16 protein-coding genes are annotated in these 25,490 nt (G+C 70.1%); 12 read left to right on the forward strand and 4 right to left on the reverse strand.

What is annotated here, in order from left to right:
- Positions 1-3 precede the first annotated feature (3 nt).
- A complete protein-coding gene (acnA, locus tag ACFVIU_RS04525) occupies positions 4-2,721 on the forward strand; it encodes an aconitate hydratase AcnA (protein ID WP_385840562.1) in 2,718 nt (905 codons plus the stop codon).
- Between the two features lie 74 nt (positions 2,722-2,795).
- Here the strand turns inward: acnA and ACFVIU_RS04530 are convergent, their stop codons facing one another.
- Positions 2,796-3,161, reverse strand: a complete 366-nt coding sequence (locus tag ACFVIU_RS04530; RefSeq protein ID WP_385840563.1) for a hypothetical protein — start codon at positions 3,159-3,161, stop codon at positions 2,796-2,798.
- Positions 3,162-3,364: 203 nt separating this feature from the next.
- Between ACFVIU_RS04530 and ACFVIU_RS04535 the strand changes: the two genes are divergently transcribed.
- Both ACFVIU_RS04535 and ACFVIU_RS04540 read left to right on the forward strand, forming a co-directional pair.
- Positions 3,365-4,456, forward strand: coding sequence for a lytic polysaccharide monooxygenase (locus ACFVIU_RS04535; RefSeq protein ID WP_385840564.1), 1,092 nt, complete (start codon positions 3,365-3,367; stop codon positions 4,454-4,456).
- 133 nt (positions 4,457-4,589) lie between these two features.
- Positions 4,590-7,856 (forward strand): GH92 family glycosyl hydrolase, encoded by a 3,267-nt coding sequence (locus ACFVIU_RS04540; RefSeq protein WP_385840565.1) that lies wholly within the window; start codon positions 4,590-4,592, stop codon positions 7,854-7,856.
- 18 nt (positions 7,857-7,874) lie between these two features.
- Here ACFVIU_RS04540 and ACFVIU_RS04545 read toward each other — a convergent pair whose 3' ends face one another.
- The gene (locus ACFVIU_RS04545) at positions 7,875-11,678 is read right to left on the reverse strand and encodes a GH92 family glycosyl hydrolase (RefSeq protein WP_385840566.1); all 3,804 of its coding nucleotides are present in this window, start codon (positions 11,676-11,678) and stop codon (positions 7,875-7,877) included.
- A gap of 371 nt (positions 11,679-12,049) precedes the next feature.
- Between ACFVIU_RS04545 and ngcE the strand changes: the two genes are divergently transcribed.
- From ngcE to ACFVIU_RS04590, 9 genes are all read left to right on the forward strand, one after another.
- Complete coding sequence (ngcE, locus tag ACFVIU_RS04550; protein ID WP_385840567.1) at positions 12,050-13,495, forward strand: N-acetylglucosamine/diacetylchitobiose ABC transporter substrate-binding protein; 1,446 nt, start codon at positions 12,050-12,052, stop codon at positions 13,493-13,495.
- A gap of 28 nt (positions 13,496-13,523) precedes the next feature.
- Entirely contained in the window at positions 13,524-14,450 is a 927-nt protein-coding gene (locus ACFVIU_RS04555) for a carbohydrate ABC transporter permease (protein ID WP_385840569.1), read from the forward strand.
- Between the two features lie 4 nt (positions 14,451-14,454).
- Positions 14,455-15,378 carry a carbohydrate ABC transporter permease gene (locus ACFVIU_RS04560; protein WP_385840570.1) on the forward strand — a complete coding sequence of 308 codons (924 nt, stop codon included), beginning with the start codon at positions 14,455-14,457 and terminating at the stop codon, positions 15,376-15,378.
- A gap of 204 nt (positions 15,379-15,582) precedes the next feature.
- Complete coding sequence (locus ACFVIU_RS04565) at positions 15,583-16,782, forward strand: ROK family protein (protein WP_385840571.1); 1,200 nt, start codon at positions 15,583-15,585, stop codon at positions 16,780-16,782.
- Between the two features lie 133 nt (positions 16,783-16,915).
- Positions 16,916-18,013, forward strand: coding sequence for a substrate-binding domain-containing protein (locus tag ACFVIU_RS04570; protein WP_385840833.1), 1,098 nt, complete (start codon positions 16,916-16,918; stop codon positions 18,011-18,013).
- A gap of 206 nt (positions 18,014-18,219) precedes the next feature.
- On the forward strand, positions 18,220-19,011 hold the full coding sequence (locus ACFVIU_RS04575; RefSeq protein ID WP_385840572.1) for an ATP-binding cassette domain-containing protein: 792 nt from the start codon (positions 18,220-18,222) through the stop codon (positions 19,009-19,011).
- A complete protein-coding gene (locus ACFVIU_RS04580; RefSeq protein WP_385840574.1) occupies positions 19,008-20,330 on the forward strand; it encodes a sugar ABC transporter permease in 1,323 nt (440 codons plus the stop codon). Before ACFVIU_RS04575 ends, ACFVIU_RS04580 begins: the two co-directional genes overlap by 4 nt.
- A gap of 166 nt (positions 20,331-20,496) precedes the next feature.
- Positions 20,497-22,425: a 1-deoxy-D-xylulose-5-phosphate synthase gene (gene dxs / locus ACFVIU_RS04585; protein ID WP_385840575.1), complete on the forward strand. Its 1,929-nt coding sequence runs from the start codon at positions 20,497-20,499 to the stop codon at positions 22,423-22,425.
- 121 nt (positions 22,426-22,546) lie between these two features.
- Positions 22,547-24,070, forward strand: coding sequence for an amino acid permease (locus tag ACFVIU_RS04590; RefSeq protein ID WP_385840576.1), 1,524 nt, complete (start codon positions 22,547-22,549; stop codon positions 24,068-24,070).
- A gap of 7 nt (positions 24,071-24,077) precedes the next feature.
- Here ACFVIU_RS04590 and ACFVIU_RS04595 read toward each other — a convergent pair whose 3' ends face one another.
- Complete coding sequence (locus ACFVIU_RS04595) at positions 24,078-24,461, reverse strand: NTP pyrophosphohydrolase (RefSeq protein WP_385840577.1); 384 nt, start codon at positions 24,459-24,461, stop codon at positions 24,078-24,080.
- Between the two features lie 15 nt (positions 24,462-24,476).
- Positions 24,477-25,382, reverse strand: a complete 906-nt coding sequence (locus ACFVIU_RS04600) for a LysR family transcriptional regulator (RefSeq protein ID WP_385840578.1) — start codon at positions 25,380-25,382, stop codon at positions 24,477-24,479.
- Positions 25,383-25,490 lie beyond the last annotated feature (108 nt).

A 25,490-nucleotide genomic window follows, 5' to 3' on the forward strand; every position in this document is an offset into this window, starting at 1 on the left:
GTCGTGTCGGCGAACAGCTTCGACGCCCGCAGCACGCTGCACGTGGGCGACGAGTCGTACGAGATCTTCCGGCTGGACAAGGTGGAGGGCTCGGCCCGCCTGCCGTACAGCCTCAAGGTCCTGCTGGAGAACCTGCTCCGCACGGAGGACGGCGCGAACATCACCGCCGACCACATCCGTGCCCTCGGCGGCTGGGACTCCCAGGCCCAGCCCAGCCAGGAGATCCAGTTCACGCCGGCCCGCGTGATCATGCAGGACTTCACCGGCGTGCCGTGCGTCGTGGACCTCGCGACCATGCGTGAGGCCGTGAAGGAACTGGGCGGCGACCCCGCCAAGATCAACCCGCTGGCCCCCGCCGAGCTGGTCATCGACCACTCGGTCATCGCCGACAAGTTCGGCACCAACGACGCCTTCAAGCAGAACGTCGAGCTGGAGTACGGCCGCAACAAGGAGCGCTACCAGTTCCTGCGCTGGGGCCAGACCGCCTTCGACGAGTTCAAGGTCGTCCCGCCGGGCACCGGCATCGTCCACCAGGTGAACATCGAGCACCTGGCCCGTGTCGTGATGGTCCGCGACGGCAAGGCCTACCCGGACACCCTGGTCGGCACCGACTCGCACACCACCATGGTCAACGGCCTCGGCGTCCTCGGCTGGGGCGTCGGCGGCATCGAGGCCGAGGCCGCCATGCTCGGCCAGCCGGTCTCCATGCTGATCCCGCGCGTCGTCGGCTTCAAGCTGACCGGCGAGCTCCAGCCCGGCACCACCGCCACCGACCTCGTCCTCACCATCACCGAGATGCTGCGCAAGCACGGTGTGGTCGGCAAGTTCGTCGAGTTCTACGGCGAGGGTGTGGCCGCCACCTCCCTGGCCAACCGCGCCACCATCGGCAACATGTCGCCGGAGTTCGGCTCCACCGCCGCGATCTTCCCGATCGACGACGAGACCCTGAACTACCTGCGCCTGACCGGCCGTTCCGAGCAGCAGGTCGCGCTGGTCGAGGCCTACGCCAAGGAGCAGGGCCTCTGGCTGGACCCGAAGGCCGAGCCGGACTTCTCCGAGAAGCTCGAGCTGGACCTGTCCACGGTCGTCCCGTCCATCGCCGGCCCGAAGCGCCCGCAGGACCGCATCGTCCTCGCCAACGCCGCCGAGCAGTTCAAGCTGGACGTCCGCAACTACGTCGACGACGTCGACGAGGCGGGCAAGGAGTCCTTCCCGGCCTCCGACGCCCCGGCCGCCCACCCCAACGGCTTCCCGTCCAACCCGTGCCAGGTCACCGCCCCCGACGGCACGACCTACGAGCTGGACCACGGTGCGGTGACGGTCGCGGCCATCACCTCCTGCACCAACACCTCCAACCCGTACGTCATGATCGGCGCCGCCCTGGTCGCCAAGAAGGCGGTCGAGAAGGGCCTGACCCGCAAGCCGTGGGTCAAGACCACCCTCGCCCCGGGCTCGAAGGTCGTCACCGACTACTTCGAGAAGGCCGGCCTCACCCCGTACCTGGACAAGCTGGGCTTCAACCTCGTCGGCTACGGCTGCACCACCTGCATCGGCAACTCCGGCCCGCTGCCGGAGGAGGTCTCCAAGGCCGTCAACGACCACGACCTCGCCGTCACCTCGGTGCTGTCCGGCAACCGCAACTTCGAGGGCCGGATCAACCCCGACGTCAAGATGAACTACCTGGCGTCCCCGCCGCTGGTCGTCGCGTACGCCATCGCGGGCTCCATGAAGGTGGACATCACCCGTGACGCCCTGGGCACCGACCAGGACGGCAACCCGGTCTACCTGAAGGACATCTGGCCGACCGAGGCCGAGGTCAACGAGGTCGTGGCCGCCGCCATCGGCGAGGACATGTTCTCCAAGTCCTACCAGGACGTCTTCGCGGGCGACGCGCAGTGGCAGTCCCTCCCGGTCCCGACCGGCAACACCTTCGAGTGGGACCCGGAGTCCACCTACGTCCGCAAGCCCCCGTACTTCGAGGGCATGGGCATGGAGCCGGCCCCGGTCGAGGACATCGCCGGCGCCCGCGTCCTGGCCAAGCTCGGCGACTCGGTGACGACGGACCACATCTCGCCCGCCGGCGCCATCAAGGCCGACACCCCGGCCGGCAAGTACCTCACCGAGCACGGTGTGGAGCGTCGTGACTTCAACTCCTACGGCTCCCGCCGTGGCAACCACGAGGTCATGATCCGCGGTACGTTCGCCAACATCCGCCTGCGCAACCAGATCGCGCCGGGCACCGAGGGCGGCTACACCCGCGACTTCACCCAGCCCGACGCGCCGGTGTCGTTCATCTACGACGCCTCGCAGAACTACCAGGCCGCCGGTATCCCGCTGGTCGTCCTGGCCGGCAAGGAGTACGGCTCCGGCTCGTCCCGCGACTGGGCGGCCAAGGGCACCGCGCTCCTCGGCGTCAAGGCCGTCATCGCCGAGTCGTACGAGCGCATCCACCGCTCGAACCTCATCGGCATGGGCGTGCTCCCGCTCCAGTTCCCGGAGGGCGCCTCGGCCGAGTCCCTCGGCCTGACCGGCGAGGAGACCTTCTCCATCTCCGGCGTCACCGAGCTGAACAACGGCACCACGCCGCGCACGGTCAAGGTCACCACCGACACCGGTGTCGAGTTCGACGCGGTCGTCCGCATCGACACCCCCGGCGAGGCCGACTACTACCGCAACGGCGGCATCATGCAGTACGTGCTGCGCAGCCTGATCCGCAAGTAAGCGGCACGGCACAGCGGTCCAGGGCCGCATCCCCGACACCGGGGATGCGGCCCTTCGCCGTACCCCGCGCACACCTAACGGTGCGGCGTCCGATGCCGCCGCACCGCCCGCACCGTCTCCTCCGCCTCGGCCTGCGGCACCGTCACGGCGATGCGGGCGAAGGGGGCGCCGGGCCGGAGGCCGACCAGGACGGCCGGTCCGCCGCTGCGCACCGCCACGAAGTCCCGTCCGGCGGGATGACGGCGCTCGCCCAGGCAGTGTGCCGGACGGTGGCTGCCCTTCACCGGCGTTCCGCGCAGCGTCCGCCACCAGTCGGGCTCGATCCGCGCGGCCTCCACCACCGTCCAGGGCAGCCGGATCGTGCCGCGCCGCGCCCGGAGCCGTTCGCTCCAGGACAGCCGCAGCACCAGTCCGCCGTCCTCGACGAGCAGCCGTGCCATGGCAGAACCTCCCTCCTCTCCAGTTTCCGCCGTCCAACCGGTGCACGGCCGTTTACACCGGAGGCCGTCGGCGCTAGCTTCCCAAGCAGTGGGGTGGGAGCGCTCCCATCGCCCGGTGGACCGGAACCCGCCGCGCCTGGAGGCGGCCCACCCCACGGCCTCCCTTTTCCGTACGCGACCTCGACACCAAAGGCTGGTATGTCATGCTCGCGACAATCATGATCCCGGGTGCGCGATTACCGCGCCGCACCCGCCCGACCCGCCGCACACCCCTGCTCCTCGTCCTGCTGGCCCTGCTCACCGCCCTGCCCGCCCTCGGCCTCGTCGTCGCCGCCGGCACCCCGGCCTCCGCCCACGGCACGCCGATGAAGCCCGGCAGCCGGACCTTCCTGTGCTGGCAGGACGCGCTCACCGGCACCGGCGAGATCAAGAGCGTGAACCCGGCCTGCCGGGCGGCCCAGCAGACCGGCGGCACCACGCCCTTCTACAACTGGTTCTCGGTGCTGCGCTCCGACGGCGCCGGCCGCACCCGCGGCTTCGTCCCGGACGGCCGGCTGTGCAGCGGCGGCAACCCCGCCTTCGCCGGCTTCGACCTCGCCCGCGACGACTGGCCGGTGACCCATCTGACCGCCGGCGCCACCATCGACTTCTCCTACAACGCCTGGGCGGCCCACCCCGGTTGGTTCCGCGTCTACATCACCAAGGACACCTACGACCCGACCAAGCCGCTCACCTGGGACGACATGGAGGACCAGCCCTTCCTCACCGTCGACCACCCGCCGCTCCAAGGCACCCCCGGCACCGTCGACGGCCACTACTCCTGGACCGGCACGCTGCCCCGCGACAAGTCCGGACGGCACATCATCTACATGGTCTGGCAGCGCTCGGACAGCACCGAGACCTTCTACTCCTGCTCCGACGTGGTCTTCGACGGCGGCAACGGCGAGGTCACCGGCGTCCACGACCCCGGCCACCCCACCGAACCGCCGCCCGGCACCTGCACCGCCACCCGCACCACCACCGGCAGCTGGCCCGGCGGCTACCAGTCCCAGGTGACCGTCACCAACACCGGTGACGTCCCCATGCTCGGCTGGATGGTCGGCTGGACCCTGCCCTCCGGCCAGTCCGTGGCCAGTGTCTGGAACGGCAACGCCACCTACTCCGGACAGGACGTGATGGTCCACAACGCGGACTACGACGGCGCCCTGAGTCCGGGGCAGAGCACGACCTTCGGCTATGTCGTCCAGGGCGACGGCGGGGACGGCACCACGACCCTGCCCTGCCAGGTCGGCTGACCGGCGGCGGAGGTGCGGGAAGGACCGGCGAGCCCGCACCTCCGTGCCCACCGCGCCCCGGGACGGCCGCCCGAGTGAGCCCACCGGCGTGCCTGCGCGGCCGGACGCCCCGCCGCCGGTACCGGTGGCGCACGTGCGTCTCAGACCCGTGTCCCTGCTGCTGGCCGCGCTCCTCACGGCCGGTGCCACCACCCCCGCCCCGGCGGCGACCGCGGCCCGGCCCGCGCTCGTCGCCGACCCCACGGCGTACGTCGATCCACTGATCGGCACCCGCAACGGCGGCAACGTCTTCCCCGGCGCCGTCGTGCCCTTCGGCATGCTCTCCTGGAGCCCGGAGAACACCCGCGGCGACGCCACCCGGACCGCCGCCCCCGGTGGCTACCAGTACGACGCCACCCGCATCCGCGGCTTCAGCCTCACCCACCTGTCCGGCACCGGCTGCGCCGGCGGCAGTGGCGACATCCCCTTCTACCCGCACGCCGGCGAGGTCACCTCCTCCCCGGCGAGCGACACCGGCAACGCCGTCTACGCCTCCGACTTCCGCCACGGCGACGAGCGGGCCGAGCCCGGCCACTACGCGGTCCGCCTCGCCTCCGGAGCCGGCGCCGACCTCACCGCCACCGCACGCACCGGCTCCGGCCGCTTCACCTTCCCGGCCGGCAGGCCCGCCGCACTGCTCGTCCGCACCGCCGACTCCGAAGTGGGCTCGGCCGACTCGACCGTCCGGATCGACCCCGCCGGCCGCACCGTCTCCGGCTCCGTCACCTCCGGCAACTTCTGCGGCTACCTCGACCCGGAGGGCCGGCGCGCCTACTACACCCTGTACTTCACCGCGCACTTCGACCGCCCCTTCACCACCACCGGCACCTGGAAGGACGGCACGCTCGCCCCCGGCACCCGCCAGACCTCCGGCGGCACCGGCGGCTTCGCCCACGGCGGACGGCCGGTCCCGGGCAAGGGCGCCGGCGGATACGTGACGTTCGCGCCCGGCACCACGGCGGTGCACGTCAAGGTCGGCATCTCCTACGTCGGTCCGGCCGCGGCCGAGGCCAACCTCGCCGCGGAGAACCCGCCCGGCCGCTCCTTCGACGCCGTCCGGGAGGCGGCCCGCCGCGCCTGGCGGGACCGCCTCGCCGCCATCCGCGTCGGCGGCGGCACGGACGCCGAGCGGACCACCTTCTACACCGCGCTGTACCACGCGCTGCTGCATCCCGGCGTCATCAGCGACGCCGACCGCAGATACCGCGGCAGCGACGGCGAGGTGCACCCGGTGGGCCCCGGCCACCGCGCCCAGTACGGCACCTTCTCCGGCTGGGACGTCTACCGCGACCAGCTCCAGCTGCTCACCCTCCTCGACCCCCGCACCGGCTCCGACATCGCCCAGTCGCTGTACACCCTCGCCCGGCAGAACGGCGGCACCTGGGACCGCTGGCTGCACGGCGCGAGCGGCACCCATGTCATGAACGGCGACCCCGCGCCGACCGCGCTGGCCGGGATCCACGCCTTCGGCGGCACCGACTTCGATCTGAAGGGCGCGCTGGACTCTCTGGTGCGGGCGGCGACCGTACCCACACCGCAGGACCTGTCCGCCGCCGGGCGGCCGGTGCTCTCCGTCGGCCAGCGGCCCTCGCTCGACCGGTACCTCGCCCTGCACTACATGCCCAGCGCCTCCAACGCCTGGGGCGGTGCCGCCGAGACCCTGGAGATGTCCACGGCCGACTTCTCCCTCTCGCGGCTCGCCGCGGCCGCGGGCCGGCCGGACACGGCAGCCGCCTTCGCCCGGCGCGCCCAGTGGTGGCAGAACACCTTCGACATCGCCGCCGACCCCGGCGGCGGCTACATCGCCGACCGCAGGGCCGACGGCGGCTGGGTCACCGGCTTCACCCCCGCCACCGGCGCCGGCTTCGTGGAGGGCACGGCGGCGCAGTACACCTGGATGGTCCCGCACAACCCGGCCGGGCTGTTCGCCGCGATGGGCGGCCGCGGGAAGGCCCTCGCCCGGCTCGACGCCTTCTTCCACGCCCCCGACGGCGGCTGGGCCTTCACCGGCAGCGGCGGCACCCGGGCCGAGCTGGACAACGAGCCGTCGATCAACGTCCCCTACCTGTACGACTACGCCGGGGCCCCGTACCGCACGCAGCAGACCGTGCGCGCGGCGATGCGGCTGCTGTGGTCGGCCGCACCCGGCGGCATCCCGGGCAACGACGACCTCGGCGCCATGTCCTCCTGGTACGTCTTCGCCGCCCTCGGCATGTACCCCCAGGTGCCCTCCCGGGCCGAACTGGTCCTCGCCTCACCGCTGTTCCCGCGGATCGAGATCCACCGCCCGTACGGCAACGACATCTCCGTCCGCGCCCCGCGGGCGGCGGCCGACGCGCCCTGCATTCGGTCCCTGAAGGTCGACGGTCGCGTCTCCCGGCGCCCGTGGCTGCCTGCGTCCTTCGTCCGGGACGGCGGTCGGCTCGACTACACGCTGTCCGCCACCCCCGACCGCACCTGGGGCGCGGACGCCCCGCCGCCGTCCTTCCGGGCGGGCGAGCAGCCGTACCAGTTCGCGGTGGGCCCCACCACCGCCACCCTGGCACCCGGCGGCAGGACCAGGATCGCCGTGCGCGCGCTGGCGCTGCGCGGCGGCGCCGGGCCCGGGGTGCGCTTCCGGGTGACGGCCCCGGCCGGTGTCACGGCCACCCCCACCGAGGGCACGGTGACCGGCGGCAGCCGGGAGATCACGCTCACCGCGGCCGAGGGCGCCGCCCAGGGCTTCGCCGACGTGCGGGTCACCCTCACCGCGGGGGGCACGTCGTACACGCAGCCCGTCGCACTGACCGTGGCCGCGCCGGGCACCCTGCTCGCCGCCTACGACTCGACGGGCGTGTCCGACGACACCGGCGACCACACCGAGGCCGACTTCGACGGCGATGGCTTCAGCTACTCCCGGCAGGCCCTCGCCGAAGCCGGTCTGCGGGCCGGTGCACACGGCACGGCCGGCGGGCTCGGGTTCGTCTGGCCGGACTCGCCCGCCGGCCGTCCCGACAACGCCTCGGCCCACGGCCAGACCATCGAACTCCCGCCCGGGACAGGGGCGTTGGCCTTCGTCGGCGGTGCGGTCGACGGCGACCGGCGGGCCGCCGCGACCGTCACCTACAGCGACGGCAGCACCGGCACCGCCGATCTGTCCTTCACCGACTGGACGGCCGACGGCGGCAGCGGCACCGTCCGGTACGGCAACGAGGTGGTCGCCAGGACGCCGTACCGCAATGCCGCGGGCTCCGGGCGGGACCCGGTGACCACGTACGTCCTGGCCACGACGCCGTACCGGGCGCCGCCCGGCAGGACGCTCAGGAGCGTACGGCTGCCGGACGACGCGGGCCTGCGTGTGTTCGCCCTGGCCACCGGCTGAGTGCCCGCACCAGGCGGCTCAGGCCAGCAGCTCCACCTCCGCCAGCGTCGACGCGCCGTCCAGGACCAGCCGGTACTTCGTCCAGAGGCCCGGCTCGGCGATGGTGAAGGCCCTGGTCTGCCGGTCCCAGGTGAACGTTTCGCCGGAGCGGTGGTCCAGGGTCTGCCAGGTGCTGCCGTCCGTCGAGCCCTGGAGGGTCCAGCCGGTCGGCGCCGTGCCGCGGTCCGTCGAGGAGGTCAGGGTGTACTGGACGGCCCGGGTGGCCTCTCCGACCGGCAGGTCCACCGAGGTGACCGTCGCGTCGGTCGCCGAGGTGTTGTCGAACAGGGCGCCGTCCCCCTTCAGCACGTCGGCGCGCGGGGCCGGCACCTTGTCGTCCTGGGTGACGGAGACGGGCGCCGCGTCCTCCCCGGTGCCCCAGGTGGACGGCTCGGCGCCCATGCGGAACTCCAGCACCCCACCCTGGGCCAGCAGCGAGTGGGGCAGCGATGTGGAGGTCCACGGGCGGCCGTTGAAGGTGACGCCCTGGACGTAGACGTTCCGCGCGCTGTTGGCCGGGGCCTTGACGACCAGGTCGTGGCCGTTCTCCAGGTGCACGGTGGCCTTCTTGAACAGCGGGGAGCCGATGGTGTAGTCGCCGCTGCCCATGACCAGGGGGTAGAAGCCGAGCGCGGAGAAGAGGTACCAGCCGGACTGCTCGCCGTTGTCCTCGTCGCCGTGGTAGCCCTGCCCGATCTCGCTGCCGAGGTAGAGCCGGGAGAGGATCTCGCGGACCGTCGCCTGCGTCTTCCAGGGCTCGTCGGCCGCGTCGTACATGTAGGCGATGTGGTGCGCGGGCTGGTTGGACTGACCGAGCATGCCCATCCGGACGTCCCGCGCCTCGGTCATCTCGTGGATGACGCCGCCGTAGGAGCCGACGAAGTCCGGCGAGGCCGTCTCCGGGGTGGCGAAGAACGCGTCGAGCTTGTCCGCGAGGCCCTGCCGGCCGCCGTACAGGTTGGCCAGGCCCCGGCTGTCCTGCGGGACGCTGAAGGCGTAGCCCCAGCCGTTGGTCTCCGTGTAGTCGTAGCCCCACACGCGCGGGTCGTACGACGCGGAGTCGACCCGCCGGCCGCCGTCCGGGTCGCGGCCCTGGAAGAAGCCCGCCCTGGGGTCGAACAGCCGCACATAGTCCCGGGCGCGGTTGAGGAAGTACGCGGACTCCTCCCGGTAGTGGCTCTCGCCCGTCCTGCGGTACAGCTCCTGGCCCATCCGGGCGATGCCGTAGTCGTTGACATACCCCTCCATCGCCCAGGACAGGCCCTCGCCGGTGGCGGTGCTGGTGTAGCCGAGGAAGGGGGAGGTGGCCATGCCCTTGCGGCCCACCCCGGACATCGGCGGGACGACGGTGGCGTTCTTCAGGGCCGCCTCATACGCGGCCCGCGCGTCGAACTTCACGCCCTTGACGTAGGCGTCGGCGAAGGCCACGTCCGAGGAGGTGCCGGTCATCAGGTCGGCGTAGCCGGGGGAGGACCAGCGGGAGGTCCAGCCGCCGTCCTTGTACTGCTGTATGAACCCGTCCACCATCTCGCCCGCCTGGCCGGGGGTGAGCAGCGAGTAGGCCGGCCAGGTGGTCCGGTAGGTGTCCCAGAAGCCGTTGTTGACGTACACCTTCCCCTCGACGATCTTCGCGCCGGTGTGCGTCGGGGTGTCCTGGGCCGGCATGGGGGAGAAGGGCGAGGCGTACGCGTAGGCCCCGCCCACCTTCTCGAAGCCGGAGTTCGGATAGAGGAACAGCCGGTACATGCTGGAGTACAGCGTGGTCAGCTGGTCCGGGCTCGCGCCCTCCACCTCGACCCTGCCCAGCAGCCGGTCCCAGGTGCGCTGCGCGCGGTCCCGGACCGTGTCGAAGGAGGTGCCGTCCGGGATCTCCTGGCGCAGGTTGTCCTCCGCCTGGTCGACGCTGATGAGCGAGGTCGCCAGGCGCAGCGTGACGGTGTGGTCGGCGCCCGCGGCGAACCGCAGATAGCCCTTCACCCCGCTGGAGCCGCCGTCCGTGACCGGCTTGTCGAAGACGCCGTACAGGAACAGCCGGGTCGCGCCCGTGGACAGGCCCGACTTCACGTCCGAGTAGCCGGTGACGACCCCGTGCTCCTGGTCCAGGGTCAGGCCCGCCTGCTCGGTGACATTGTCGAAGAGCACGCTCGCGTCGTCACCGGGATAGGTGAAGCGCAGGACGGCCGCGTGGTCGGTCGGGGCCAGCTCGGCCTTGAGTCCGTTCTCGAAGCGGACGCCGTAGTAGTACGGCCGCGCGGTCTCGTTCTCGTGCCGGAACGGCAGCGCGCGCGCCGTCCGGCCGGTGGCGGGGGTGCCGTGCGCGGCCGAGGGCATCACCTGGAAGGTCTGCCGGTCGCCCATCCACGGGCTCGGCTCATGGCTCGCGCTGAACGCCTGGATGGTCGGCAGGTTGTCGGCGTTGTTCGCACGTGCGTATTCGTACAGCCAGCTCAGCGAGGACGCGTTGGTCACCGGCGTCCAGAAGTTGAAGCCGTGCGGCAGGGCCGTCGCCGGGAAGTCGTTGCCGCGCGAGAAGCTGCCGCTGGAGTTGGTGCCGCGGGTGGTCAGCGCATAGTCCGAGAGGTGTGCCTTCGGCGGCTGGGGCGGTACGGGACGCAGCGCGATGTCGTCGATCCAGCCGCGGAACTTCGCCGGGCCGTCGGGGGAGTCGTACGCCACCAGGATCCGGTCGACCGTCCGGCCGGCCGCCACCGAGCCGATCCGGGAGACCACGTTGTTCCACTGGTTGACGTACAGCGACTTCGAGGCGCCCTGCCCGCGCGGCGACAGCGGGAACCCGTGCTGGTCGAGCGCGCCCAGGTCGCTCAGATAGCTGCCGTCGGTGAAGGCCAGGTCCACGGAGACGTTCGTGGCGTCGTAGTCGCGGTCGCCGTCGGCCATCGACGGGAAGATCCGGTACGCCAGCTGGGTGTCGCCGCCGACCTTCACGTTCACGTCGAACACCTTGTTGTACGAGTAGGCGCGGCCGCCCGCGGTGTGCCGTCCGGCGTAACGCAGGGCCCGCTTTCCGGTGAACCCGGCGCGGGCCTTGGCCGTGGGGGAGCCGGTCGGGCCCTTGCCGACCAGGGTCAGCATGTCCTGCGGCACCGGGCCGCCCCCGCCGCCGGTGGAGAACTGCACGTCGGCGAGTTGGAGGATGCCGGTGGCGCCGTTGTTGCGGGTCACCTCCAGACGGAAGTGCTGGTACTCGGCCGGCTGGTCGAGGTCGTACGACTTCGTCTGGTACCGCTCGTCGAAGGTCTCGTCGGAGCGGGTGTCGACGGTCTTCCAGTCCTTGCCGTCGGTGGAGCCGAGCAGCGTCCAGTCGCGTGGGTCGCGTTCGGCGTAGTCGTTGGCCGAGGTGAGCGCGTAGGTCACCAGTTTGACCGGTTTGTCGAGGTCGAACTCCACCCATCCGGTGGACTCGAAGGTCAGCCACTTGGTGCCGGGCTCGCCGTCGGCGAGGTTCTCCTTGACCTCGCCCGCGCCCTTGTTCTCGCCGCTCGCCCGGATGTCGGTGACATGGTCGGTGACATTGCCCGGGATGCCGGTGCTGTAGCCGCCGTCCACGCCGGAGGCGCGTTTGCCGCCGTCGGGGCCGGTGTCGACGGTGTTGAGCCAGTCGGGTGCCGGATCGCCCGTCTCGAACGAGGATGCGAACTCGCGGTCGGGGACCGGGTCCTTGGCGGGCAGCGCGACCGCGGCGCCCTGGGCGCCGGCCGCCATGACAAAGGCGGCCGTGAGGACGACCGCCGGACCGTGTCTGTGCCGAGTTCTCCGCTGCATCTACGGATTCCCCTCCTGTGCCCCCTTGAGACAACGTTGTCAGCTTCGGGGCACGGAAACCAGTAGGTGGTCAAGTGGCCGTTGATGTCAAGGGCGTTGGGTGTGGCATTCAGGGACTTGTGTCGCGAGTTTTTCCACCCGGCCGGCCCTGGGGGTGCCAGATTTCCGCGAGGTCTCAACTCGGAAAAGACCCGGCGCCCGTACTGCATTCGATCTTGCTCAGCCGACCGGAAATGGACTATACCTGTCGGCGTTTCCAGCACGACCCTGCACGCTCCTGCATGACCCTGCACTACCCAGCACGACCAGCCCGCGGTGCCGGGGAGGATCCGGTTCACCGCCTGAGTCCTGGAGAAGGCGAGGACTTGAGCATGGGATCCACTTCCGAGCACGGCGTCGAGGGTGTCGGACGGCGCGAACTGATCAAGCGGTCTGCGGCGCTCGGCCTGGTCGCGGCACCGGGCATGGGCCTGCTGTCCGCGTGCGCCAGCAGCGGGGGCGGCGGCCAGAGCAAGGCCAAGGCCGGCGAGAAGACCGCCAAGAACCCGCTGGGCGTCAACGACAGCGCCAAGATGGAGTTCGTCCTCTTCGACGGCGGCTTCGGCAAGGAATACGCCGAGGACGCGGTGAAGATCTACGAGAAGGACTTCCCCAAGGCCACGGTGAAGTTCGCCGCCACCCAGAAGATCCAGTCCACCCTCCAGCCCCGCTTCAACCAGGGCAACCCGCCGGACCTCATCGACAACTCCGGCGCCGAGCAGATGGACATGGGGGTGCTCGTCGGCAAGAACCAGCTGGCGGACCTCACCCCGCTGCTGGACGCGCCGTCGTACGACGACCCGAACAAGAAGGTCCGTGACACGCTGCGCCCCGGCATCGTGGAGATGGGGCAGTTCGACGGCAAGCCGGTGTGGGTCCTCTACTACGCCTACACGGTCTACGGCGTCTGGTACTCGCAGAAGGCCCTCGACTCGCTCGACGAGAAGTACCCGCAGACCTGGGACGAGATGCTGAAGGTCTGCGAGAAGGCCAAGAAGAAGGGCATGGCGGGCTGGACCTACGCGGGCAAGTACCCGTACTACATCCCCTTCTCGCTCTACCCGATGATCGGCAAGGTCGGCGGGCGCGAGGTGCTCGACGCCATCGACAACCTGGAGCCGGGAGCCTGGAAGCACCCGGCGGTCAAGGCCTGCTTCGAGGCGTACTACGAGCTGTACAAGAAGGGGTACATCCTCCGGGGGACCCCGGGCCTGGACCACATCCAGTCGCAGACCGCCTGGGCCGAGGGCAAGGCGCTGTTCATCCCGAACGGCTCCTGGGTGGAGAACGAGTCGGCCAACGTCATCCCGAAGGACTTCGACCTCGCGGTCTCGGCGCCCTCCGGCATCGACAGCTCCGACAAGCTGCCGTTCGGCACCATCTGGGCGTCCGGCGGCGAGCCGTTCGTCGTCCCGGCCAAGGCCGCGAACCCCGAGGGCGGCATGGAGCAGCTGCGCATCATGCTGTCGGAGGCATCCTCGAAGAACTTCACCGCCAAGGTGAAGTCGCTGACCGCCTACAACGGCGGCACCAGCGGCATCACCCTCACCCCGGGCCTGAAGTCGGGCGTGGCGGCCCTCCGGCTGGCCGGCTCCAACGTGGTGAATCCGCGGCTCCAGGACTGGTACGTGCAGTTGCAGAAGGAGAAGATCGGGGTGGCCGGTCTCGGCGAGATGATGGCGGGCCGGCTCACCCCGGCCGAGGCGATCAAGAAGATCCAGGGTTTCGCCGACGAAGCGGCCAAGGACAGCTCGATCAAGCACTACAAGCACCAGTAAGCGCCCCAGCAACCGCACCGGAGTGGCGATGCAGCACGGCAAGTACCGGTTCATCGTGGGGTTTCTGGCAGTGCCCCTGGGACTGTACGCGCTCTTCGTGGTGTGGCCGTTCATCCAGTCCATCTACTACTCGTTCACGGACTGGACCGGCCTGAGCCCCGAATTCAAGATGGTCGGCTTCCAGAACTACTCGAGAATGCTCGACGACGACATCTTCTGGAAGTCGCTGGAGCACAGTCTGCTGTTCGCTCTGGTGCTGCCCCTGGTGACGATCGGTCTGGCGCTGTTCTTCGCCTTCATGATCAATGTGGGCGGACGGCGGAGACGGGGCGGCCCCGTGATCTCGGGCGTGCGGGGTTCCGCCTTCTACAAGATCGTGTATTTCTTTCCGCAGGTACTGTCCATCGCGATCGTGGCGCTGCTGTTCCAGTTCGCGTACAACCCGGACAGCGGCGCGGTCAACTCCGTCCTGCGGGGGATCGGCCTCGGCTCCGTCCAGCCGCTCTGGCTGGGCGACCCCGATCTCGCACTGTGGTGTGTGATGGCGGTGCTCGTCTGGTCCACGGTCGGGTTCTTCGTGGTCCTGTTCTCCGCGGGCATGGCCTCGATCCCGGCCGAGCTGTACGAGGCGGCGCTGCTGGACGGGGCGAGCCGGGCCACCACGTTCTTCCGGCTCACCCTGCCGCTGCTGTGGGACACCGTGCAGTCCGGCTGGGTGTACATGGGCATCCTCGCGCTCGGCGCCGAGTCCTTCGCGGTCGTGCAGATCATGACGACCGGACCGGGCGGGCCCGACTACTCGACCACCGTGTTGGTCCTGTACGTGTACCAGAAGGCGTTCCGGGACGGTCAGGCCGCCTACGCCACCACCATCGGCGTCGCCCTGCTCGTGGTCACGCTCGCCTTCGCGGCGATCGTGATGAAGCTGGGCCGTCGCGAGCGGCTGGAGTTCTGAAGCGATGAAGACGACCGAGACCCCCGCCCCGCTGCCGGCCGAGTCCGGCGCGACCGTCTCCAAGGCCGACGTCCCGCCGCCGCGGCCCGCCCGTCCGCAGCGGGAGGGCGGTGTCCTCAACGCCTTCTCCCACGGGGTGCTGGTCATCTGGGCGATCATGGTGGTGATGCCGCTGCTGTGGGCGGTGATGACCTCCTTCAAGGACGACCGCTCGATCTTCAGCTCGCCCTGGGCCCTGCCGCACACGCTGCACTTCGACAACTGGGCCAGGGCCTGGACCGACGCCAACATGAGCGACTACTTCCTCAACACCGTCCTGGTGGTGGGCGGCTCGCTCGTCGGCACGCTGGTGCTCGGCTCGATGGCGGCCTATGTCCTGGCCCGCTTCGACTTCCCGGGCAACCGGTTCATCTACTTCCTGTTCGTCGGCGGCATGAGCTTCCCGATCATGCTGGCGCTGGTGCCGCTGTTCTTCGTGGTCAACAACATGGGCCTGCTGAACACGCTCCACGGCCTGATCCTGGTCTACATCGCGTATTCGCTGCCGTTCACGGTGTTCTTCCTGACGGCCTTCTTCCGTACGCTGCCCACCTCGGTGGCGGAGGCCGCCTTCGTGGACGGAGCTTCGCATACGCGAACGTTCTTCCAGATCATGCTCCCGATGGCCAAGCCCGGCCTGATCAGCGTGGGGATCTTCAACTTCCTCGGCCAGTGGAACCAGTACATGCTGCCTACGGTGCTCAACACGGACCCCGACAAGCACGTCCTCACCCAGGGTCTGGTCCAGCTGGCGGTCAGCCAGGGCTACAAGGGTGACTGGTCCGGCCTGTTCGCGGGCCTGGTGATGGCCATGCTGCCGGTGCTCGGGGCGTACATCGTCTTCCAGCGCCAGGTGGTCCAGGGGCTGACCGCGGGGGCGCTGAAGTAGCCCCGGGGGCCGCTGTGCGGTGACGCCGCGCGACCGCTCGTACGCACGCCGCTTCCCTTCGGGGGCGGCGTGCACGCGTATGTCCGGGTCCCCGGAAACGGTTCAACCTCTTGACGGAAGGCGACCCGAACAGCTCAGCTTAGAGTTCACTAGTTGGACATACGCGGGGCCTCGCCGAAGCGGCCCCGCGCTCAGGAGGTCGTCGTGGAGACTCCAGGGTCGCAGTCGTCGCTGCACCGAGCCAACCTGGAGCGGGTGGTCCGGGCCGTACGGCTGGCCGGGTCCCTCACGCAGGCGGAGATCGCGCGGACGACCGGTCTGTCCGCCGCGACCGTCTCCAATATCGTGCGGGAGCTGAAGGACGGCGGAACCGTCGAGGTCACGCCCACCTCGGCGGGCGGGCGGCGCGCCCGCAGCGTCAGTCTGAGCGGGGACGCCGGCATCGTCATCGGCGTCGATTTCGGGCATACCCATCTGCGCGTCGCGATCGGCAACCTCGCCCACCAGGTGCTGGCCGAGGAGTCCGAGCCGCTGGACGTCGACGCCTCCGCCGCGCAGGGCTTCGACCGGGCCGAGGAGCTGGTCAGTCGCCTGATCGCAGCAACGGGCGTGGACCGGTCCAAGGTGGCCGGGGTGGGGCTCGGCGTGCCGGGCCCGATCGACGTGGAGTCGGGGACCCTGGGCTCGACCGCGATCCTGCCGGGCTGGGGCGGCACCAAGCCCGCCGAGGAGCTGCGCGAGCGGCTCGGCGTGCCGGTGCACGTGGACAACGACGCCAACCTCGGCGCCCTCGGCGAGCTGGTCTGGGGCGCCGGCCGGGGGGTGCGCGACCTCGCGTACATCAAGGTCGCGAGCGGTGTCGGCGCCGGTCTGGTCATCGACGGGAAGATCTACCGCGGCCCGGGTGGCACTGCGGGCGAAATAGGACATATTACACTCGATGAATCCGGTCCGGTCTGCCGTTGCGGAAACCGCGGCTGCCTGGAGACCTTCGCGGCCGCGCGCTATGTGCTGCCGCTGCTCCAGCCCAGTCACGGCCCCGACCTCACCATGGAGGGCGTCGTACGGCTGGCCAGGGACGGTGACCCGGGCTGCCGTCGGGTGATCGCCGACGTCGGCCGCCACATCGGCAGTGGAGTGGCCAATCTCTGCAATCTGCTGAACCCGAGCCGCGTGGTGCTCGGCGGTGATCTCGCCGAGGCCGGTGAGCTGGTGCTCGGGCCGATCAGGGAGTCCGTCGGCCGCTACGCCATCCCCAGCGCGGCGCGCCAACTGTCCGTTCTCCCCGGGGCACTTGGTGGTCGCGCGGAGGTGCTGGGGGCGCTCGCCCTCGCCCTCAGCGAGATGGGTGATTCAACCCTTTTGGACGGCACTCCGCCGGTCGCCACCCCTGCCTTCACTTAGAGAACGGATGGCACCGTTGCCATCTCGTTAAGGATTTACTTCTTGACGTCGCACGTGTGGCCGAGTTGACTTCCAGCCACCTCGGCCGCAACGACGCGGCCTCGTCAGGGAGGTTTCTGAAGTGAACGCACGTATGCGTCGTGCCGCCGTTGCCGTTGCCGCGGGTGCCATGGCCGTCTCGCTGGCCGCCTGTGGCAGTGCCAAGGAGTCGAAGGGCGGCACCTCTTCCTCGTCGGCCCCGAAGGGCGACAACATCAAGGTCGGTCTCCTGCTTCCGGAGAACAAGACCGCGCGTTACGAGAAGTTCGACCGCCCGCTGATCGAGAAGAAGATCAGCGAGCTGACGCACGGCAAGGCGACCATTCAGTACAACAACGCCCGCCAGGACGCGAACCTTCAGGCCCAGCAGGTCGACACGATGGTCACCAACAAGGTGGACGTCCTGATCGTGGACGCCGTCGACGCCAAGGCCATCCAGAACTCCGTGCAGAAGGCCGTGGACGCCGGCATCAAGGTCGTCGCCTACGACCGCCTCGCCGAGGGCCCGATCAGCGCCTACACCTCGTTCGACAACGAGGAGGTCGGCAAGACCCAGGGCCAGGCCCTGCTGAAGGCCATGGGCAGCAAGGCCACCAAGTCCTCCAAGATCGTCATGATCAACGGCTCGATCACCGACCCGAACGCCGCCCAGTTCAAGAAGGGCGCGCACTCCGTCCTCGACGGCAAGGTGACCATCGCCAAGGAGTACGACACCAAGGAGTGGTCGCCGGACAACGCCAACTCCGAGATGGAGGCGGCGATCTCCGCGGTCGGCAAGGACAAGATCGCGGGCGTCTACTCCGCCAACGACGGCATGGCCGGCGGTATCATCACCGCCCTGAACGCCGCGGGCATCAAGGTCCCGGTCACCGGCCAGGACGCCGAGCTGGCCGGTGTGCAGCGCATCGTCGCCGGTACCCAGTACATGAGCGTCTACAAGCCGTACGCCCCCGAGGCCGACGCCGCCGCCGAGATGGCCGTCGCGCTCGCCCAGGGCAAGTCGCTGGACTCCGTCGCCAAGGACAAGGTCTCCAGCACCTCCCAGAAGGACGTCCCCTCGGTGCTCGTCCCGGTCACCTCGCTGACCCAGGCGAACATCAAGGACACCGTCGTCAAGGACGGCGTGTACACGGTCAACGAGATCTGCACCGCCGACTACAAGGACGCCTGCAAGAAGATCGGCCTCCAGTAGGCGGACCGACCTTCGGTCACCCGGCCCGGTCCCTTCCCTGAAACGGGCATCCGCTCTTGAATGCCCCTGGGGAACACGGCCGGCCGCCCAAGCTCCTCCGGTGCCCCGCGCACTCATACAGCCCCGCAAGCTCGGCGCGGGGCGCCGGACGGAACTACCCCCCAAACTTTCTGCACAACCTCCCGCCGGGTCAGGCGGCGAAGGAGATGGTTCACGTGTCCGCTACGCCCGTGCTGGCGTTGCGCGGGGTCTCCAAGCGATTCGGTGCCGTTCAGGCGCTCACCGACGTAGAGCTTGAGGTCCACGCCGGTGAGGTGGTCGCCCTGGTCGGCGACAACGGCGCCGGAAAGTCCACGCTGGTCAAGACGATCGCCGGCGTGCACCCGATCGACGAGGGTGCCATCGAGTGGGACGGCAAGCCCGTCACCATCGCCCGTCCGCACGACGCCCAGGCCCTGGGCATCGCGACGGTCTACCAGGACCTCGCGCTGTGCGACAACATCGATGTCGTCGGCAACCTCTTCCTCGGCCGAGAGCTGAAGAAGTGGGGCGTCCTGGACGAGGTCGAGATGGAGCGCCGCTCCCGCGAGCTGCTCACCACGCTCTCGATCCGCATCCCCAGCGTCCGCATCCCGATCGCCTCGCTCTCCGGCGGTCAGCGCCAGACCGTGGCCATCGCCCGCTCCATGCTCGGCGACCCCAAGCTGGTGATCCTCGACGAGCCCACCGCCGCCCTCGGCGTGGAGCAGACCGCCCAGGTCCTCGACCTGGTCGAGCGGCTGCGTGAGCGCGGCCTCGCCGTCATCCTCATCAGCCACAACATGGCGGACGTGAAGGCGGTGGCCGACAAGGTCGCCGTCCTGCGCCTCGGCCGCAACAACGGCGTCTTCGAGGTCAAGACGACCTCCCAGGAGGAGATCATCTCCGCCATCACGGGCGCCACCGACAACGCCGTGACCCGCCGTGCGGCGCGCACGACCGGGGAGGTTTCCAAGTGAGCATCGACAAGACCTCCGCGAACGCCGACAAGGCGAGCCTCGACAAGAGCGCCGAGACGGCGCAGGCGGTGGAGAACCCCGAGGCCGCGGTGCCCTCCGTCGCCGCGGTCGACCCCCGGCTGCTGGTCCGCCAGGAAGGCATCCTCGGCTACTGGGACGAGTTCAAGCGCAAGATGAAGGCCGGCGAGCTGGGCTCCCTGCCGGTCGTCGTGGGCCTCGCGATCATCTGTGTGATCTTCCAGGTCCTGAACTCGAACTTCCTGTCCGCGCAGAACATCAACGACATCACCATCACGATGGTCGGCACGGGCATGATCTCGGTCGGCATCGTGTTCGTGCTGCTGCTCGGCGAGATCGACCTGTCGGTCGGCTCGGTCAGCGGCGCGGCCAGCGCCCTCGCCGGTGTCCTCGCGGTGAACCAGGGCTGGCCCGAGTGGGCGGCCGTGCTGGTCGCCGTCGCCGCCGGTGTCGCCATCGGCGCGCTGCACGGCTTCTTCTTCGCGGTGCTCGGCGCCCCCGCCTTCGCCGTGACGCTGGCCGGTCTGCTGTTCTGGCTCGGCTTCATGCTGAAGGTGCTGGGCGCGGACGGCACGATCAACCTCGACCCCAACGGTCTGGTCGGCAAACTCACCACGTACTACTTCTCCGACGTCGCCGCCGCCTACGGGCTCGCGGTCGTCGTGGTCGCGGTGTTCTTCCTCACCTCCTTCCTGAGCAACCGGCGCCGGGAGGCCGTGGGCGTCCCGTCCCGGCCGCTCAGCGACACCCTGCTGCGCACCGCGCTGCTGGCCGTGATCGCCTTCGCCGCCGCCTACATGTACAACCAGTGGAAGGGCCTGCCGCTGGCCACGGTCGTCTTCCTGGCCTTCCTGGTCGGCACGGACTTCCTGCTGCGCCGTACCGCCTACGGCCGCAAGATCTTCGCTCTCGGCGGCAGCGTCGAGGCCTCGCGGCGCGCGGGCATCAACGTCACCGCGGTGCGGATCTCCGTGTTCGCGATCTCCGGTGGCTTCGCGGCGATCGGCGGTCTGTTCCTGGCCTCGAAGATCGCGTCGGCCAACCAGAGCGCCGGTACCGGTGACCTGCTGATGAACGCGATCGCCGCCGCGGTGATCGGCGGTACCTCGCTGTTCGGCGGCCGCGGCCGCACCTGGAACGCGCTGCTGGGTGTGCTGGTGATCGTCTCGATCCAGTACGGCCTCCAGCTGGAGTCCATCGCCGAGCCGGTGAAGTACATGATCACCGCCGCGGTGCTGCTGACCACCGTCGTGATCGACTCGATCACCCGGAAGACGCAGAAGACGGCGGGACGCGCGTAACAGCGCCGTCTCACCGAACGGGCGTGGGGCCGATACAGCCCCACGCCCCTTTTTGTGTTGCCGGAGCCGCAAATTGCCAGGGCTGTCGTGTGCCGCAAAGTCGGAACATTAGACTCTGGCGAGTCCGGTAACAAGCTCGATCAGCTCTATTGCAAGGAGGCACGGGGTGCCGCTGCTGACCCGCATCAGGGGACCGCGCGATCTGGACCGGCTCAGCCTGGAGGAGCTGGACCAGCTGGCAGAGGAGATCCGGAGCTTCCTCGTCGAGGCCGTCTCGAAGACCGGCGGTCACCTCGGTCCCAACCTCGGTGTGGTCGAGCTGACCATCGCCCTGCACCGCGTCTTCCACTCCCCGAAGGACAAGGTGCTCTGGGACACCGGCCACCAGTCCTACGTGCACAAGCTGCTCACCGGCCGGCAGGACTTCTCCAAGCTCAAGATGAAGGGCGGCCTGTCCGGCTACCCCGCGCAGGCCGAGTCCGAGCACGACGTCATCGAGAACAGCCACGCCTCCACGGTGCTCGGCTGGGCCGACGGCATCGCCAAGGCCAACCAGCTCAAGCAGCGGGACAGCCGGGTCGTCGCGGTCATCGGTGACGGCGCGCTCACCGGCGGTATGGCCTGGGAGGCGCTGAACAACATCGCCGACGCCAAGGACCGCCCCCTGGTCATCGTCGTCAACGACAACGAGCGCTCGTACGCGCCGACCATCGGCGGCCTCGCCAACCACCTGGCGACCCTGCGCACCACCGACGGCTACGAGCGGTTCCTCGCCCGCACCAGGGAGGTGCTGGAGAAGACCCCGGTCGTCGGCAAGCCGCTGTACGAGACCCTGCACGGCGCGAAGAAGGGCCTGAAGGACTTCATCGCCCCGCAGGGCATGTTCGAGGACCTGGGCCTGAAGTACGTCGGCCCGATCGACGGCCACGACATCGAGGCGCTGGAGTCGGCGCTGGCCCGCGCCAAGCGGTTCGGTGGCCCGGTGATCGTGCACTGCCTGACCGAGAAGGGCCGCGGCTACCAGCCGGCCCTCCAGGACGAGGCGGACCGCTTCCACGCCGTCGGCAAGATCCACCCGGACACCGGTCTGCCGATCGCCACCTCCGGCGCCGACTGGACCTCCGTGTTCGGCGAGGAGATGGTGAAGCTGGGCGAGGAGCGGGAGGACATCGTCGCCATCACGGCGGCCATGCTCCAGCCGGTCGGCCTGGACAAGTTCGCCAAGCGCTTCCCCGACCGCGTGTACGACGTCGGCATCGCCGAGCAGCACGGCGCCGTCTCCGCCGCCGGTCTCGCCTACGCCGGGGTGCACCCGGTCTTCGCGGTGTACGCCACCTTCCTCAACCGCGCCTTCGACCAGGTGCTGATGGACGTGGCCCTGCACAAGTGCGGCGTCACCTTCGTGCTGGACCGGGCCGGCGTCACCGGCACCGACGGCGCCTCCCACAACGGCATGTGGGACATGTCGATCCTCCAGGTCGTGCCCGGGCTGCGGCTGGCCGCCCCGCGCGACGCCGACCAGGTCCGCGCCCAGCTGCGCGAGGCCGTGGCCGTCGAGGACGCGCCGACCGTGGTGCGCTTCTCCAAGGGCGCGGTCGGCCCCGCGGTACCCGCCGTGGGCCGGGTCGGCGGCATGGACGTGCTGCGCGAGCCCGGCACCGACAAGCCGGACGTGCTGCTGGTCTCGGTCGGCGCCCTCGCCCCGATGTGCCTGGAGGTCGCCGCACTGCTCGACAGGCAGGGCATCTCCACCACCGTGGTCGACCCGCGCTGGGTCAAGCCCGTCGACGAGGCGATGGCCCCGCTGGCCGAGCGGCACCGGGTCGTCGTCACCGTCGAGGACAACAGCCGGGTCGGCGGTGTCGGCTCCGCCATCGCCCAGGCCCTGCGGGACGCGGGCGTGGACGTACCGCTGCGTGACTTCGGCATCCCGCCGCGCTTCCTGGACCACGCCTCCCGTGCCGAGGTGCTCGCCGAGATCGGGCTGACCGCCCCCGACATCGCCCGCCAGGTCACCGGGCTGGTCGCCAAGCTCGACGGCAGGTTCGACCGTCCGGCGGACGCCGTCGACTCCGTCGAACCGGCGCGCGACTGACGCCGTACGCACCCTCCCGGGCCGGTTGCGCCGCTTTCTGCGGTGGCGGAACCGGCCCGCTTGCGTGAACCTGCCAGTGCCGGGCATACGCTTCCCGACCCTCTGCGTGGGAGGTAGGTACGTGAGCAGCACGCTGTTCAGGACGAAGAACGTCGAGCAGTCCATCCGGGACACCGAGGAGCCGGAGCATTCACTCAAGAAGTCCCTCTCCGCGCTCGACCTGACCGTCTTCGGCGTCGGTGTCATCATCGGCACCGGCATCTTCGTCCTCACCGGACAGGTCGCCAAGAACAACGCCGGTCCGGCGGTGTCCCTGGCCTTCGTCGCGGCCGGCGTGGTCTGTGCGCTCGCCGCCCTCTGCTATGCCGAGTTCGCTTCCACGGTCCCCGTGGCCGGTTCGGCGTACACCTTCAGCTACGCCTCGCTGGGCGAGCTGCCCGCCTGGATCATCGGCTGGGACCTGGTCCTGGAGTTCGCGCTCGGCACGGCGGTGGTGGCCGTCGGCTGGTCCGGCTACATCCGCTCGCTGCTGGACAACGCCGGCTGGCACCTGCCCGCCTATCTGTCCGGCCGGGACAACGCCTCCGGCTTCGGCTTCGACATCCTCGCCGCCGCCCTGGTCCTGGTGCTGACCGCCATCCTGGTCCTCGGCATGAAGCTGTCGGCCCGGATCACCTCGCTGGTGGTGGCCGTCAAGGTGGCCGTCGTCCTCATCGTGATCGTCGCCGGCGCCTTCTTCGTCAAGTCCGCCAACTACTCGCCGTTCATCCCGCCGGCCCAGCCGGTGCCGGCCGGCGGCAGTCTCAAGGCCCCGCTGATCCAGCTGATGTTCGGCTGGGCGCCCGCCAACTTCGGTGTGATGGGCATCTTCACCGCGGCCTCGGTGGTGTTCTTCGCCTTCATCGGCTTCGACATCGTCGCCACGGCCGCCGAGGAGACCCGCAACCCGCAGCGGGACATGCCGCGCGGCATCCTCGGCTCCCTGCTCATCTGCACGGTGCTCTACGTCGCCGTGTCCATCGTCGTCACCGGCATGGAGAAGTACACCAGGCTGTCGGTGGCCGCGCCGCTGGCCGACGCGTTCAAGGCCATCGGCCACCCCTGGTACGCGGGCGTGATCAGCTTCGGCGCGGCCGTCGGTCTGACCACCGTCTGCATGATCCTGCTCCTCGGCCAGACCCGGGTCTTCTTCGCGATGAGCCGGGACGGCCTGCTGCCCCGCTTCTTCTCCCGCGTCCACCCCCGGTTCAAGACCCCGCACCGGCCCACCATCCTGCTCGGCGTGATCATCGCGATCGTGGCCGGCTTCACCAGCCTCAGCCAGCTGGCCGAACTGGTCAACATCGGCACCCTGTTCGCGTTCGTCGTCGTCGCGATCAGCGTGATCATCCTCCGCCGGACCCGTCCCGACCTGCCGCGCGCCTTCCGCACCCCGTGGGTGCCGTTCGTCCCGATCCTGTCGGTGTGCGCCTCGCTGTGGCTGATGCTCAACCTGCCGGCCGAGACCTGGCTCCGGTTCGCGATCTGGATGGTCATCGGCTTCGCGGTCTACTTCTTCTACGGCCGCACCCACAGCCGCCTCGCCCTGCGCGAGCAGACCCCGGCCGGGGAAGTCCCGCAGCCGCCCCCGGGAAACGCGCCGTAGGACATCCTCAGCCGAGCACCGCGCGCGGTCCCGTCACCTCCGCGCCCAGCTCGGTCACCCGGCGGCGCAGCTCGCGGTCGGCGGTGACGACCAGGCACGGGCGGTCGCCGGCCGCCGCCGCGAGGTCCACGATCCGGTCGTCGCCGCTGCCGGACGCCTCCTCGATCCGCACCCCGGGTACGGCGGCCACCCCCCGGGCCGCGCCCTCCAGGACCAGCACCAGCTCCACCGGCCCGCCCAGCCCCGCCACACCGGAGCGCGCGTACGGCACCAGCCGGTCGCGCAGCCGCTCGGCGGCGGCCCGGCGGTCCCGCCACCAGCCGTCGGGCACGGACCCGACGACATTGGCGCCGTCGACGAGGAGGAGGGGGAGGGGAAGGGCGTCGGTCATGGCGTCAGGGTGTCATCAAGGGGTTCGGGCCGCAGCGGCGTCACGGAGGAGTCCGGCGAAGGTCAGGGCGGCGGGGGTGAGCGCGTGGTCGGCCATACGGACCAGGAGGATACGGCGGATGGGGGCCGGCGGCTTCAGGGGCAGGACGTCGACGCCGGGTCGGATGCCCTCCAGAGCGAGGGTGGGGGCGAGGGCGACGCCGATGCCGGCGGCGACCATGGCCTGGGCTTCCTGGTAGTCGTGGGCCTCGTAGGCGATGTGCGGTTCGAAGCCGGCGGCGCGGCAGCCGCGGACCAGGGCCTCGGCCACCGGGTGATGGTCGGCGCGGGTGATCCAGGGGTCGTGTGCGAAGTCGGCGAGTGAGGCGGTGTGACGGCCGGCGAGGGGATGGTGGTCGCTGACCAGAAGGGCCGGCGGGTCATCGAGGAGGGGGGTGATGACGATGTCCTCCCGGTCGATGCGGCTCCAGTCGTAGTCCCACATCAGCGACATCTCGATCTCCCGGTTCTCCAGCATGGTCCAGAGTCCGGCGATGCGGGCGCTGCGGACGGTCAGCCGTACGTCGGGGTGGGCGTCCCGGAAGGCGGTCACGGCCTGCGGGAGGAGCGAGGCGCCGACGGTGGGGAAGGTGCCGATGCGCAGGGTGCCCGCGCGCAGGCCGGCGAAGTCGGCGAGTTCGTTTTCCGCGGCCCGCAGTTCGCGTTCGATCCGTTCCCCCCGTTCGGCCAGCGCCCGTCCGGCGTCGGTGACGGTGACGCCCCGGGCGTGGCGTTCCAGCAGGGGCTGTCCCGCCTCCGCTTCCAGGCGGCTGATCTGCTGCGACACCGCTGACGGTGTGTAGTTGAGGGCGCGCGCGGTCGCTGTCACCGAGCCGCGCCGGGCGACCTCCGTGAACAGCAGGATGCGCCGGACGTCGAGCATGCCGCCACCTCCAGCGTTCACTTCACCTTAATAGCCATAAAGATTTCCGAGATTGTACTTCACGCTGCCGTAACCCACCGTGGAGGACACCACGCCGCGGCGAGACCG

It is taken from the genome of Streptomyces sp. NPDC127190, from assembly GCF_042672505.1.
Classification (GTDB): domain Bacteria; phylum Actinomycetota; class Actinomycetes; order Streptomycetales; family Streptomycetaceae; genus Streptomyces.

What these genes read in the sequence shown, in the direction of transcription:
- ACFVIU_RS04530 (WP_385840563.1), bottom strand. Translation starts at nt 3,161, where the DNA reads ATGGCACGGCTGCTCGTCGAGGACGGCGGACTGGTGCTGCGGCTGTCC.
- ACFVIU_RS04535 (WP_385840564.1), top strand. Translation starts at nt 3,365, where the DNA reads ATGCTCGCGACAATCATGATCCCGGGTGCGCGATTACCGCGCCGCACC.
- ACFVIU_RS04545 (WP_385840566.1), bottom strand. Translation starts at nt 11,678, where the DNA reads ATGCAGCGGAGAACTCGGCACAGACACGGTCCGGCGGTCGTCCTCACG.
- ngcE (WP_385840567.1), top strand. Translation starts at nt 12,050, where the DNA reads ATGGGATCCACTTCCGAGCACGGCGTCGAGGGTGTCGGACGGCGCGAA.
- ACFVIU_RS04555 (WP_385840569.1), top strand. Translation starts at nt 13,524, where the DNA reads ATGCAGCACGGCAAGTACCGGTTCATCGTGGGGTTTCTGGCAGTGCCC.
- ACFVIU_RS04560 (WP_385840570.1), top strand. Translation starts at nt 14,455, where the DNA reads ATGAAGACGACCGAGACCCCCGCCCCGCTGCCGGCCGAGTCCGGCGCG.
- ACFVIU_RS04570 (WP_385840833.1), top strand. Translation starts at nt 16,916, where the DNA reads ATGCGTCGTGCCGCCGTTGCCGTTGCCGCGGGTGCCATGGCCGTCTCG.
- ACFVIU_RS04575 (WP_385840572.1), top strand. Translation starts at nt 18,220, where the DNA reads ATGGTTCACGTGTCCGCTACGCCCGTGCTGGCGTTGCGCGGGGTCTCC.
- ACFVIU_RS04595 (WP_385840577.1), bottom strand. Translation starts at nt 24,461, where the DNA reads ATGACCGACGCCCTTCCCCTCCCCCTCCTCCTCGTCGACGGCGCCAAT.
- ACFVIU_RS04600 (WP_385840578.1), bottom strand. Translation starts at nt 25,382, where the DNA reads ATGCTCGACGTCCGGCGCATCCTGCTGTTCACGGAGGTCGCCCGGCGC.